7 protein-coding genes are annotated in these 13,591 nt (G+C 62.8%); 3 read left to right on the top strand and 4 right to left on the bottom strand.

Going from position 1 to position 13,591, the window contains the following annotated elements:
- Positions 1-50: 50 nt before the first annotated feature.
- Positions 51-1,103, bottom strand: a complete 1,053-nt coding sequence (locus NKJ09_RS15890; RefSeq protein ID WP_352494703.1) for a threonine aldolase family protein — start codon at positions 1,101-1,103, stop codon at positions 51-53.
- Between the two features lie 475 nt (positions 1,104-1,578).
- Here NKJ09_RS15890 and gltB point away from each other — a divergent pair, with 475 nt between their 5' ends.
- Both gltB and NKJ09_RS15880 read left to right on the top strand, forming a co-directional pair.
- Entirely contained in the window at positions 1,579-6,309 is a 4,731-nt protein-coding gene (gene gltB / locus NKJ09_RS15885) for a glutamate synthase large subunit (protein WP_352494704.1), read from the top strand.
- 143 nt (positions 6,310-6,452) lie between these two features.
- Positions 6,453-7,907: a glutamate synthase subunit beta gene (locus NKJ09_RS15880; RefSeq protein ID WP_352465855.1), complete on the top strand. Its 1,455-nt coding sequence runs from the start codon at positions 6,453-6,455 to the stop codon at positions 7,905-7,907.
- Between the two features lie 36 nt (positions 7,908-7,943).
- Here the strand turns inward: NKJ09_RS15880 and NKJ09_RS15875 are convergent, their stop codons facing one another.
- On the bottom strand, positions 7,944-9,194 hold the full coding sequence (locus NKJ09_RS15875; RefSeq protein ID WP_352494705.1) for an SGNH/GDSL hydrolase family protein: 1,251 nt from the start codon (positions 9,192-9,194) through the stop codon (positions 7,944-7,946).
- Between the two features lie 26 nt (positions 9,195-9,220).
- A complete protein-coding gene (locus NKJ09_RS15870; protein ID WP_352494706.1) occupies positions 9,221-10,447 on the bottom strand; it encodes a lytic murein transglycosylase in 1,227 nt (408 codons plus the stop codon).
- Between the two features lie 207 nt (positions 10,448-10,654).
- Between NKJ09_RS15870 and galU the strand changes: the two genes are divergently transcribed.
- A complete protein-coding gene (gene galU / locus NKJ09_RS15865; RefSeq protein ID WP_023719094.1) occupies positions 10,655-11,560 on the top strand; it encodes a UTP--glucose-1-phosphate uridylyltransferase GalU in 906 nt (301 codons plus the stop codon).
- A gap of 129 nt (positions 11,561-11,689) precedes the next feature.
- Here the strand turns inward: galU and NKJ09_RS15860 are convergent, their stop codons facing one another.
- Positions 11,690-13,441: an outer membrane beta-barrel protein gene (locus NKJ09_RS15860; RefSeq protein ID WP_352494707.1), complete on the bottom strand. Its 1,752-nt coding sequence runs from the start codon at positions 13,439-13,441 to the stop codon at positions 11,690-11,692.
- Positions 13,442-13,591: the final 150 nt, after the last annotated feature.

Genomic DNA, 13,591 nt, shown 5'->3' with positions numbered 1-13,591 from the left:
AGGGGCGGTGCAGCAAATGCGCCGCCCCTTTTTGCTGGTGGTAAGACTTGCTATCCGGCGAGCAGGTAGCCGAAACGGTCGACCTCGTCGGCCGTGGTCGCGAAGCTGGTGACGAAGCGATAGAGAGCTTCGTCCTCGCCGACATGGTTGTCGTAGCCGAGCGGCCTATGCCAGTCGTGGAACACGGCGCCTGCTGCTTGCACTCTTTCGGCCTCGGCCTTTTTCATGACCGCGAAGACCTCGTTCGCCTGCGGTAGCCAGGCCAGCCGGGCTGAAGGGGAATCTTCGATCGCCGCGGCTAGGCGTGCCGCCATCGCATTGGCGTGCCGTGCCGTGTCGAGCCATAGCCCACCCCTGAAATAAGCATCGAATTGCGCGGCGATGAAGCGCGATTTCGAGAACAGTTGGGCGGCGCGCTTGCGCAAAAACGCCAATTCCTTGGCTCGCTCGAGGTCGAACAGCACGATCGCCTCGGCGCACCAGCAGCCATTCTTGGTGCCGCCGAAGGAAAGGATGTCGACGCCGTGCTTCCAGGTCATTTCCGCCGGCGTCGTTCCCAGCGCGACGAGCGCATTGGCAAAGCGGGCCCCGTCCATGTGCAGCGGCAATCCGTGCTGCTTTGCAATCGCCGAAATCCTGGCGATTTCGTTCAGCGTGTACACGGTGCCGACCTCGGTCGATTGGGTGATCGAAACGGCCATCGGCCGCCCGGAAGGGACGTTTTCGGGTGCGAAACGGTCCACTGCCCGTTCCAGATCGCCGGCATCGATCTTGCCGAGTGCGCCGTCGATTGTATAAAGCCGCGAACCGCCGGTGAAATATTCCGGTGCACCGCATTCGTCCTCGATGACATGCGATTCGCGATGGCAGAAGGAAATGCCGCCTGGCTTGTTGTAGGTAGTCAGCGACAGCGAATTGGCAGCGGTGCCGGTGGCCACGAAAAACACCGCGACCTCGCATTCGAAGATTTCACTGAAGCGCTGGTAAACGGCCTTGTCGAGGACGCCGTCGCCATAGGCGGTGGAGAAGCCGTCGGTATGGGCCGACAGGCCGGCAGCGATACGGGGATGGGCGCCTGCCCAATTGTCGGAAGCGAAAATCATGCGTCTGCCTATGCTGGGAAAATTGGTGCGAGCTTGGCCGCTTTCGCATGCCGGCCGCAAGTGGCAGATGCCGAAAATCCGCTAAAGCCAGCGAAAGCCAGACCGTAGATGCAGCGACTGAAGGTTACGCTGTCGCCGCGTTCCGCGCAATTTTCTGTCGCCAACGCTCCAATAATTTTGTGAATCGGTCTTGTATGCGCTTAAGATTTCTGTCATAAAAATTTAGGACAGTAGTGCTGTCTTATTTTGTCGCACAAAACTGGCCGCATTGGCATATGATTGCGCCTCTACGGCCATTGCCGCGAGCGACAGCTAGACAGCCTGGCTCTGGCCTGTACGAATATCATATGCGAACCATGCGGAAAGCCGCACGGTCGGCAAGAATTTCGCCAGACGTGCCGCAAGATTGAAAGGGGAGCCACGCGCTTCCCGACGGAAACCAGCGCCCGAAAGGGACGGAACGGAGGACAGGACGATGACGGACATGACGCCATCTGCGACGAAGGCCGCGCAGACGAAAGCGGCAGTCGTCAAAAATCCGTCCCTGACCAATATTGGGCGAACCAGCACCGGCTATGCCGCGCACGGCCTCTACGATCCGCGCAACGAGCATGATGCCTGCGGCGTCGGCTTCATCGTCAACATGAAGGGCGTGAAGTCGCATCAGATCGTCGAGGACGGTCTTGCCGTGCTCGAAAACCTGACGCATCGCGGGGCCGTCGGCGCCGATCCGCTGGCCGGCGATGGCGCCGGCGTGCTGGTGCAGCTTCCAGACCGTTTCTTCCGCGAAGAGATGGCAGCCCAGGGCATCGAACTGCCGCCGGCCGGTCAGTACGGTGTCGGACACTGGTTCATGCCGCAGGATGCAGCACTTCGTGCTCACATCGAGGACATCATTGCCGAATCGGCGCAGTCCGAGGGGCTTCCGCTCATCGGTTTCCGTGATGTGCCCGTCGACAATTCGTCCTTGTCGACGGCGCCTGATATCGTGGCGTCCGAGCCGTTCCATCGTCAGATATTCATCGGCCGTACAGCCGACATTCTTGACGACGAGGAGTACGAGGCCAGGCTCTATCTGTTGCGCAAGGTGATATCGGGCCGCATCTACGCCGAGAACGACAACAAGGACATCGGTTCCTACTGCGTGTCGCTGTCGGCGCGCACCATCGTCTACAAGGGCATGTTCCTGGCCTACCAGGTCGGCGCCTATTACAAGGACCTCACCGATCCGCGCTTCGAAACCGCGCTGATCCTGGTCCACCAGCGCTTCTCGACCAACACGTTCCCGTCGTGGAAGCTGGCGCATCCCTACCGCATGGTCGCACACAATGGCGAGATCAACACCGTGCGCGGCAACAACAACTGGATGGCGGCGCGACAGGCGTCCGTCGATTCCGAACTGTTCGGCAACAACATCTCGAAGCTTTGGCCAATCTCCTACGACGGCCAGTCAGACACCGCCTGCTTCGACAATGCGCTCGAGTTCCTGTTCCAGGGCGGGTACAGCCTCAGCCACGCCATGATGATGCTGATCCCGGAAGCCTGGGCCGGCAACAAGCTCATGGATGCCGACCGCAAGGCTTTCTATGAATACCATGCCGCGCTGATGGAGCCGTGGGACGGACCGGCGGCGGTGGTCTTTACCGATGGCCGCCAGATCGGCGCCACGCTCGACCGCAACGGTCTGCGCCCGGCACGCTACATCGTCACCGACGATGACCGCGTCATCATGGCCTCGGAAGCCGGCGTGCTGCCGGTGCCGGAGGAGAGGATTGTCAAGAAGTGGCGGCTGCAGCCCGGCCGTATGCTTCTGATCGACCTCGAGAAGGGCCGCATCGTCTCTGACGAGGAGCTCAAGTCGGAGATTGCGACCAGGCATCCGTACAAGAGCTGGCTCGCCAACACGCAGCTCATCCTCGAAGACCTGAAGCCGGTCGAGCCGCGCGAATTGCGCAGGGATGTCAGCCTGCTCGATCGCCAGCAGGCGTTCGGCTACAGCCAGGAAGACACCAAGCTGTTGATGTCGCCGATGGCGACCACCGGCCAGGAAGCCGTGGGATCGATGGGCACCGACACGCCGATCTCGGCGATGTCGGACAAGTCGAAGCTGCTCTACACCTATTTCAAGCAGAACTTTGCTCAGGTCACCAACCCGCCGATCGACCCAATCCGCGAGGAGTTGGTGATGAGCCTGGTGTCCTTCATCGGGCCGCGGCCCAACATCTTCGACCTGGTTGGCAATTCGCGCCGCAAGCGGCTCGAGGTGCGCCAGCCGATCCTGACCAATGGCGATCTCGAAAAGATCCGCTCGATCGGCCACACCGAGGACCGGTTCGACACCAAGACGATCGACATTACCTATGGCTCGAACGAGGGCGCAGCGGGCATGCAGGGTGCCATCGACCGCTTGTGTGAGCGGGCGGAGGCGGCGGTCGCCGGCGGCTACAACATCATCATCCTGTCCGACCGCCAGGTCGGGCCGGACCGGATCGCCATCCCGGCGCTTCTGGCGACAGCCGCGGTGCACCACCACCTGATCCGCAAGGGATTGCGCACTTCGGTCGGGCTGGTCGTGGAATCCGGCGAGCCGCGCGAAGTGCATCATTTCTGCTGCCTTGCCGGCTATGGCGCCGAGGCGATCAACCCTTATCTTGCCTTCGACACGCTGCTCGATATGCACAAGCGTGGCGAACTGCCGAAAGAGGTGGACGCCTACGAAGTGGTCTCCCGCTACATCAAGTCGATCGGCAAGGGCATCCTCAAGGTGATGTCCAAGATGGGCATCTCGACCTACCAGTCCTATTGCGGCGCGCAGATCTTCGACGCCATCGGGCTGAAGACCGATTTCGTGCAGCAATACTTCACCGGCACCGCGACACTGATCGAGGGCGTCGGACTGGACGAGATCGCGGCCGAGACGCTCAGCCGCCATACCGATGGTTTCGGCAACGACCCGGTGCTGCGCAACAGCCTCGAGGTGGGCGGCGAATACGTGTTCCGCATGCGCGGTGAAGCACACATCTGGTCGCCGGATGCGGTGGCCACCTTGCAGCACGCCGTGCGCCAGGGCTCGTGGGAAACGTTCAAGGACTATTCCGCCCAGATCGACAGCGAGACGGCCCGTGCCCAGACCATTCGCGGCCTGTTCAAGATCAGGCTCGCGGAAGAAACTGGGCGCAAGAAGGTTTCGCTCGACGAGGTCATGCCGGCGGCCGACATCGTCAAGCGGTTCTCGACCGGGGCGATGTCCTTCGGCTCGATCTCCAGGGAAGCGCACACGACGCTGGCGCGCGCCATGAACGCCATCGGCGGCAAGTCGAACACCGGCGAGGGCGGCGAAGAGGCCGACCGCTATCTGCCACTGCCGGGCGGCGGCAAGAACCCCGAACGCTCGGCGATCAAGCAGGTCGCCTCGGGACGCTTTGGCGTCACGGCGGAGTATCTTGTCAATTCCGACATGATGCAGATCAAGGTCGCGCAAGGGGCAAAGCCCGGCGAGGGCGGCCAGTTGCCGGGCCACAAGGTCGACGCGACCATCGCCAAAGTCAGGCATTCGACGCCGGGCGTCGGCCTGATCTCGCCGCCGCCGCATCACGATATCTATTCGATCGAGGATCTGGCGCAGCTCATCTACGACCTAAAGAACGTCAATCCGGCGGCGGACGTATCGGTCAAGCTGGTCTCGGAAGTCGGTGTCGGCACGGTTGCGGCCGGCGTCGCCAAGGCGCGTGCCGATCACATCACCATATCAGGCTATGACGGCGGCACTGGCGCTTCACCGCTGACCTCGCTCAAGCACGCCGGCAGTCCGTGGGAAATGGGCCTTGCCGAGACGCACCAGACGCTGGTGCTCAACGGCCTCAGGTCGCGCGTCGCGCTGCAGGTCGATGGCGGCCTGCGCACCGGGCGGGACGTTGTCATCGGCGCGCTGCTCGGCGCCGACGAGTTCGGTTTCTCGACCGCGCCGTTGATCGCGGCCGGCTGCATCATGATGCGCAAGTGCCATCTCAACACCTGCCCGGTCGGCGTCGCGACGCAGGACCCGGTACTGCGCAAGCGCTTCAAGGGCACGCCCGAGCACGTCATCAACTTCTTCTTCTATGTGGCGGAAGAGGTGCGGGCGCTGCTCGCCGAGATGGGCTACACCCATCTCGACCAGATCATCGGCGACACCGACCTTCTGGAAAAGCGCGAGCTGATCCAGCACTGGAAGGCGCGCGGGCTCGACTTCAGCAAGATGTTCTACAAGCCGGATGCGCCGCACGAGGCGGTGCACTGGACCGAGCGGCAGAAGCATCCGATCGACGACGTGCTCGACCGCAAGCTGATCGAACTGGCAAAGCCGGCGCTCGAAGCCAGGCAGCCAGTCAGCATCGAACTGCCGATCCGCAACGTCGACCGTTCGACCGGCGCCATGCTGTCGGGTGAAGTGGCAAAGCGCTTCAAGCACAAGGGCCTGCGGGAGGACACGATCTCGGTCAAGCTCACCGGCACGGCCGGCCAGTCCTTCGCCGCCTTCCTGGCGCGCGGCGTCTCGTTCGAACTGGTAGGCGCGGCCAACGACTATGTCGGCAAGGGCCTGTCGGGCGGCCGCATCGTCATCCGTCCGCCGGAGAATACGAAGATCGTTGCTGCCGAGTCCATTATTGTCGGCAATACCGTGCTCTACGGCGCGACCGAGGGCGAGGCCTATTTCTGCGGCGTCGCCGGCGAGCGTTTTGCCGTGCGCAATTCGGGCGTCGCCGCCGTCGTTGAAGGCGTCGGCGACCATGGTTGCGAATACATGACCGGCGGTATCGTCGTCGTCATCGGCCAGACCGGTCGCAACTTCGCCGCCGGCATGTCGGGCGGCGTCGCCTATGTGCTCGACGAGGCGGGCGATTTCGCCGAACGCTGCAACATGGCGATGGTCGAGCTGGAGCCGGTTCCGGAAGAGGACGACCTGATGGAAAAGCTGCTCCACCATGGCGGCGATCTCGACCACAAGGGCCGTGTCGACGTATCCGGCGATATGACCAGCCATGACGAGGAGCGGCTCTACCAGCTGATCTCCAACCACGTCCATTACACGGGCTCGGTACGAGGTCGCGAGATCCTCGACGATTGGGCGATTTTCCGGCCGAAATTCCGGAAGATCATGCCGGTCGAATACCGCCGCGCGCTGATCGAGATGGAACGTATGCGCATGAACGTGGCGGCGGAATAGATTTGGAAATTGCCGGGAAGCCATGCGTCCCGGCAACCATCTTCATCAACAATCCTGACCTCGGACTGAAGGTTGCCACGGCTGCCTTATGAGGTTAACGGGTGCGTCGCCAGGCGTGCCTTCCGGACAGCAGGGACTGGACTATGGGCAAGGTAACAGGGTTTCTCGAGATCGATCGGCAGGTGCACAAGTACCAGCCGGCTTCCGACCGCATCCGGCATTTCCGCGAGTTCACGCTGCCGATGTCGGATAAGGAGGTCGAGAAACAGGCGGCGCGCTGCATGGATTGCGGCATTCCGTATTGCCATGGACCGACCGGCTGCCCGATCCACAACCAGATCCCGGACTGGAACGACCTCGTCTACAATGGCGACTGGGACAACGCGATCCGCAACCTGCATTCGACCAACAATTTTCCGGAATTCACCGGCCGCATCTGTCCGGCACCTTGCGAGGAAGCCTGCACGCTGAACCTCGAGGACATTCCGGTCGCCATCAAGACGATCGAGCAGGCGATTGCCGACAAGGCCTATGAAACCGGCCATATCCGGCCCTATCCGCCGGAACGGAAGACCGGCAAGCGCGTCGCGATCATCGGCTCGGGGCCGGCCGGCATGGCGGCCGCCCAGCAACTCGGCCGCGCCGGCCATGACGTTCACGTCTATGAGCGCGAGAGCCGGCCGGGCGGGCTGATGCGCTACGGCATCCCCGACTTCAAGATCGAGAAGCATTATATCGACCGGCGCATCGAGCAGATGCAGGGCGAGGGTGTCAGCTTCCATTGCGGCGTCAATGTCGGCGTCGACAAGCCGGTCGCCGAACTGCTCGCCGAATACGACGCAGTGCTCTATTGCGGCGGTTCCGAAACGCCGCGCCCGGCCAACATCCCGGGCGACGATCTCGACGGCGTGCACGACGCGATGCCCTATCTGGTGCAGCAGAACAAGCGCATCGGCGGCGAGCCGATCCAGTCGGTGGCATGGCCGTCGCGCCCGATCGTCGCCGGCGGCCAGCATGTCGTCGTCGTCGGCGGCGGCGACACTGCCTCCGACTGCGTCGGTACCGCCTTCCGCCAGGGCGCGGTGCGCGTCACCCAGCTCGACATCCGGCCGCAGCCGCCGGAAAAGGAAGACAAGCTGTCGGTCTGGCCCTACTGGGCGACCAAGATGCGCACCTCATCCTCGCAGGCCGAAGGCGCCGAGCGCGAATTCCAGGTGGCGACGCTTGAATTCATCGGCGAAGACGGCCAGCTGACCGGGGTCAAATGCTGCGAGGTCGACGAAAAGCGCAAGCCGATCGCCGGCACCGAATTCGTCATCCGCGCCGATCTCGCGTTCATCGCCATCGGCTTTGCCGGGCCGGCCGCTCGAGGGCCGGTGTCGGAACTCGACGGGCAGATGACGATCGTCACCGACAGCCGCCGTTCGAAGAACGTCGAGGCCAATGACCGCGATTACAGAACCAGCGTCGAAAGGCTCTATGCGGCTGGCGACGTGCGGCGCGGCCAGTCGCTGGTCGTCTGGGCAATCCGCGAGGGCCGCCAGGCGGCGCGCGCGATCGATGAGGCTCTGATGGGATCGAGCGTGCTGCCGCGCTGAGTCCGTTCCGAAACTCTACAGAAAGAGTCGCCGGTTTTACTGCCGGATCGCCGTCGTCGTGTCGGATGCAGCAGCCGCAGTCGCAGGTTGTATCTTGGGCGGCCACGAGAAATCGTCGGCGCGGCCGGGCGAGGCGTCGGTCGCCTTGCCCTCGACGATCAGCTTTTCGCCGGGCAAATTCTTGTCCGCCTTTGCCGGCGGGGCGGCGCCGAGAAGTTCCGAGCCGCCGTCCAGCGCCGGATCGCTGAGCAGCATCGGCACAGTGCGATCGGCGGCTATCGGTGCGGCAGCAGGTGCCGGCGCCTCGACGGGAGCGCCGGCCGGGGCAGAAGCTGTGACCACGCTTCCCGGAGCGGCCAGCCCAAGGATCTTCATCAGCGGCTTTTCGGTGTAGAAGGCGAGCTTGCGCTTGCCGGCCTTCGACATGTTGATGCCGTCGTCGGAGCGCAGGCGCACCGATTGGCCGTTTATGTCCGGTCCGCTGGTGATAAAGGCGCCGTTCTCGTCGACGAACCCGTCCCAGACATCGACGAATTCGCCGCCGTGGCTTTCGGCGGACGAGCGGTAGATGTCGTTGAAGGCCAGCATGTCGGAGGTCATTTTCGAGACCCGGAAGGCCGGCATGCCAACCCACAGATACGGCACCTTGGCTGAAGCGATGGCTTTGCCGAGCGCTTCGGTCCGGCGCTCGTACTCCTTGGTCCAGTTTTCGGATCGCGGCTGCTCACGCACATCGCCGACGCGCATCTGCTGACGGTCGTTCGATCCGAGCATGACGACGACGGCTGCCGGTTTTTCGGCAGCGATCAGCGACTTGACCTGTTCGGGCCAGTTGTAGACATCGTCGCGCACGAAGCCGGACGAGCCGTTGGCGCGGACGACAATCCTGACGCCGGTGTTTTCGGCAAAGGCGGCGTCGAGCCCCTCAGCCAGTCCAGACGCCATGAAATCGCCGACCACCAGAACGACGCGCGCATCGGGCGCCTTCTCGGCCACCGGGGTTGTCGGCTCGGCCGGCGCCGGCCGGCGAACGGACCGGGGCTTCCTCAGCTTGGGTCTGGGCTTTGTTCTCTGGAATTCTCTCGGGAATTCGGGCGGCGGCTGCTCAAACCGCTCGCTTCTGCGCGGAAACAACAGGTCGCGCAGCGACCAGCCACGACTTTCCGGCTCCTGCGCCATGGCCGAGGTATGAAAGGCGCTGGCCGCGCCGACTGCCAGAACGACGATCGCCAGAACGAGGATCGGCACGCGACGAACGATCAACCGGATGCGCGCAGCCGAAACCAATCACCCTCTCCATCCCGTAACCGGCTCTAGTTTTGCCTGAGCCATTTGAGCACTTCCTTGCTCGGATACCCGTCCTGGGTCAAGCCGGCCTTTGCCTGGAAGGCCATGATGGCGGTTTTCGATCCGTCACCGATCTTGCCATCGAACTTGCCGTCGTAGTAGCCGTGCTCGGAAAGTCGCTTCTGAAGCTCCTGCCTTTCCTCGAAGGAGAGCTTGGTAAACGGTCGCTTCCAGTCCTGCACAAGCCCGCCATAGCCGGCGATTTCGTCGGCAAGAAGGCCCACGGCGAGCGCATATTTGTCGGCATTGTTGTAGCGCTTGATGACCGAGAAATTCTTGATCATCAGGAAAGCCGGCCCGCCCCGGCCACCGGGCAGCTTCAACGTCGCCTTGTCCCCACCGTTCTTGAACGGCTTGCCGTTGGCACGGGTGACGCCAAGCGCCTGCCATTGCGACAGCGACTTCGAGCCCCCGGGCAGCTTCTTGCCGTCCGGAAGGCTGACCTCATAACCCCAGGTCTTGCCTGCCTGCCAGCCGTTCTTCCTCAGCAAATTGGCGGCTGTCGCCAGTGCGTCGGGAATCGAATTCCAGATGTCGCGCTTGCCGTTGCCGTCCATATCGACCGCATAGGACAGGTAGCTGGTGGGGATGAACTGGGTATGACCCATCGCGCCGGCCCAAGAGCCGCTGAGATGGCTTTCGTCGATGTCGCCGGTCTGCAGGATCTTCAGCGCCGCGATCAGCTGGGTGCGGGCAAATTTCGCGCGCTTCGGGTCGGCATAACCAAGCGTCGCCAGCGAGCGCACGACATTGCGCATGATGTCATCGCGCTTGAGGGTTTCGCCGTAGTTCGACTCCATCGACCAGATGGCCAGCAGGATGTAGCGGTCGACGCAGTATCTTGCCTCGATCCTGTCCAGCCACGGCTTCCATTTCCTTGCCATCTGCTGGCCGACGGCGACCGACTGGTCATGGACGCGGTTGTCGAAATAATCCCAGGCGGGTGCGGTGAATTCGGGTTGAGTACGGGCCTTTTCCAGCACCATCGGATCAGCATCGCTGATGCCCTTGAATGCCTGGTCGTAGACGGAGCCGGAAACGCCGCTCGCCACGGCGGTAGCACGGAAGCTGGCGACCCATTGGCGGAAGCCGGCATCGGCAAAAGCCGGCCCGCTGGGCATGAGCAAGGCAAGCGAGAGGCTGGCGGCCGTCAGGACGCTGGTGAAGCGCCTTGCGACGTTGCGAACGGACATCTTTTCCTCCTTCTTTATCTCAGGAAGACTATTCATCGCCGAACCCGGTTAGCATTTGGTTTACCATAGGTGCCGTCCGGGATGAAAAGATGCGTCGACGCTTTACCAGCTGAGATTTCTGTCCCGTCGTTCAGTAATGCTCGATTTCGGCATGAAAATGTCTCGAATCGGGATTGCCGAACCGGCATGCAAATGGATAATTGGCACATGAAGAGAGTTCGCAAGGCAGTATTCCCGGTTGCCGGTCTCGGCACGCGCTTTCTCCCCGCCACCAAGGCCATTCCCAAGGAAATGCTGACGGTCGTCGACAGGCCGGTCATCCAGTATGTGGTCGATGAGGCGCGCGAAGCCGGGATCGAGCATTTCATCTTCGTGACCGGCCGCAACAAGGCGGTCATCGAGGATCACTTCGATGTCCAGTTCGAGCTCTACGACACGCTTGCGCAGCGTGGCAAGGATGATCAGCTCGCCCGCCTGCAGCGGCTGCAGCCGGCGCCGGGGCAGACCAGCTTCACCCGCCAGCAGGTGCCGCTCGGCCTTGGCCACGCCGTCTGGTGCGCGCGCGAGCTTGTCGGCGACGAGCCCTTTGCGCTGCTGTTGCCCGACATGATCATGCAGTCGGAAAAAAGCTGCATGAAGGACATGGTCGAGCTTTACGCCGAGACCGGCAACAACATCGTCGCCGTGCAGGAATGCGATCCCGCCGAGGCGCACAAATACGGCATTGTCGGCCGCGGCGAGGACGCCCATCACGGTTTCAGCATCACCGGCATGGTGGAAAAGCCGAAGACCGGCACCGCGCCGTCGAACCTCTTCATCAACGGGCGCTATATCCTGCAGCCGGAGATATTCAAGATACTCGAAGGCCAGGAAAAAGGCGCCGGCAACGAGATCCAGCTCACCGATGCAATGCTGAAGCTGCAGAAGCAACAGCCCTTCTACGGCTACCACTACCGCGGGCGGACGTTCGACTGCGGCTCGCCCGAAGGCTTCGTCGAGGCCAACGTTGCCTTCGCACTGTGGCGCAGCGACATGAATGCAAGCATGGCCGGTGTCATTCGCACGCTTCTCGACGAACTCGCGCCGTCAGAACGCCGCGGCGTAGCCTTCTAGCTTCAACACCGGTTCGCGCTGACTGGCTAAAGTGCGCCGCATTCGACCAGCCTTATGCGATGCGCTTTAGGTTCTTGTTTTATGCATGTCGTTATCGCAAAACCGCTGCACACTTTTGCGCGACATGCATTAGCGCTGCAACTTCAAGCCGACGAAGATACTGTTGGCCGTGTAGTCGCGTCCAACCAGGTTGCTGGTCAGTTTTTCAGTCCTGACGCGGGTGGTGAGCCCGGCATAGCGGTTCAGCCACCATGTCAGCCCAGCCTCGGCGCTCAGCGTCAAATCATGATCGTCGGAGCCGGTATAGTCGCGCCATTCAACGCCGAGAGCGGCATTTCCGGTCAGGTTGGCGCGGATTTGCCGCTCGCCGGTGAGGCTGCTGGAATAGAGCATGTCGCCGCTTTCGCCCGCGTTCGTCGTGTTCTCGGCGGTCGTCTGTGCGGTGAGGCCGATCGTGGTGCCGCGTTCCGGCGACCATTTGAGATCGGCATTAACCGTCGCGCCCGAAATCGCCGGCAGGGCGTTGTCGTCGATAGCTTCGCGCAGCCAGCCGACCGAGAACTCGCCGGTAAGCTTCTCGCGGAGATCGAGCTCGACGCCGGCCTGTGCGCCAAGCCGCGTCGAGGAGCGCTGGAAGCCGTTTGGATCGACGCGCAAATCATAAGCGCGCCGGCCGACCTCGATTTCGGTGAACGGAGTGATGGCAGGCGAGATCTCGTAGCCGGTGCGCAAAATGGCCGTATAGAGCGTCGAGTCGCGGCCCTTCTGCGACAGCGATCCCCCCGACGAAAGCTTGGCGTCACCAAAGATGTCGTGCTCGACCGCGCCGGTCAGCGCGAAGCGCATCTTTCCCGCATCCTTCTCGACGGCGAGGCTGCCGCTCACGGTCTGGCGCACCGGCTGCCCAACGGCGCCGACGATGGCGTCCGGCGCCGAGGCCGATTCGGGCACGGCCTCGTAGCCAAGTTTGGCGATGGCGCGCAGATCATTGTCGAGATCGATGTTGAGCGTGCCGTCGACGCGGCCTTGCGCCTCGTGAACGTCATAGCCGGACAACGTCTCGCGGAAGATGCCATAGCCCTCAATCGTCGCCGAATTCTCCCGCCAGTCGGAGACGGCGTTGAAGCGCAGCGTCGTTTCCGACAGCAATGCCGGCTTGCCGAGGCTGCTCGAATCGGCGTTTGTTGAATACGTCAGGCCTTGCTCGAGCGTCGGCCGGATCACGAAGGAGCCGAGCTGGATGCCGGTGGCGGCGAACGGGTCGTCCTCGTTCTTCTTGTCCTGGCCTTCGATGGCTTCGGTGCGCTCGGCGCCGGGGTCGAGCTTGAGCCTTTCGGCGGAATCGATGGTCACCGCACGGCGGTTGGCCGTATCCTGCTCGTCTATGGCGGCGGTGTCGGTGTCGTCGGTCGTCGGCGTCGCTGCAGTCGCAGTGGCGCCTCTCTTGCTCTTCTTGTTGTCCACGGCCTCATCTTTGGCCTTGCCTTCTTCGACGGCGCGTTGCGTTGCGCTCGGCCGCCGTCGTGGCGGCGGAGCAGGGTCGGCAAACGGGTCGTCGCTGGCCGCTGGTGGATCGAAAGTGCCGCCGGTTGTGGCCGCCGCCTCGCCCGTGCCGTCGTCAGGCAAGGCCCCCGGGCTGGCCGGACGATAGGTAGGCAGCGGCGTATCGTCGTTGGCGGTTGCAGCAGCCATGCCCAACTGCCTGATCCTGTACTGCTGGTCGTCCAGGATTGTCGATTCCGAAACCTCACCGCGCAGCTCGGTTTCCTGGGCGCAAAGCAGTGCCGGACGCGACAACGCAAGGACACTGGTTGCCAGCAGCAAAGCGCAAACCGCCTTGCCCTTTCGTCCTATTTTGTTTTGAGGCTGAAACCCGGACATCGGCACCACTGCTTGCGCGGCGCACGCGCGCCATACTTACGAAACCGTAAATGGGGATGGTTAACGGAGCGTTGAGGGATCGCCCGCCAAGGTGTTCTGGGCGGCAATTCCGTTGGACAGGCGCGCGCCGAAGCGCTAATCGCATCGTCC

It is taken from the genome of Mesorhizobium sp. M0189 (assembly GCF_040322135.1).
Classification (GTDB): domain Bacteria; phylum Pseudomonadota; class Alphaproteobacteria; order Rhizobiales; family Rhizobiaceae; genus Mesorhizobium.
The sequence above is the reverse complement of the archived record's forward strand: the minus strand, read 5'-3'. Positions and strand labels throughout refer to the sequence as shown.

Excerpts from the sequence above, each read along its gene's own strand:
- NKJ09_RS15890 (WP_352494703.1), bottom strand. The coding sequence starts at position 1,103 with ATGATTTTCGCTTCCGACAATTGGGCAGGCGCCCATCCCCGTATCGCT.
- gltB (WP_352494704.1), top strand. The coding sequence starts at position 1,579 with ATGACGGACATGACGCCATCTGCGACGAAGGCCGCGCAGACGAAAGCG.
- NKJ09_RS15880 (WP_352465855.1), top strand. The coding sequence starts at position 6,453 with ATGGGCAAGGTAACAGGGTTTCTCGAGATCGATCGGCAGGTGCACAAG.
- NKJ09_RS15870 (WP_352494706.1), bottom strand. The coding sequence starts at position 10,447 with ATGTCCGTTCGCAACGTCGCAAGGCGCTTCACCAGCGTCCTGACGGCC.
- galU (WP_023719094.1), top strand. The coding sequence starts at position 10,655 with ATGAAGAGAGTTCGCAAGGCAGTATTCCCGGTTGCCGGTCTCGGCACG.
- NKJ09_RS15860 (WP_352494707.1), bottom strand. The coding sequence starts at position 13,441 with ATGTCCGGGTTTCAGCCTCAAAACAAAATAGGACGAAAGGGCAAGGCG.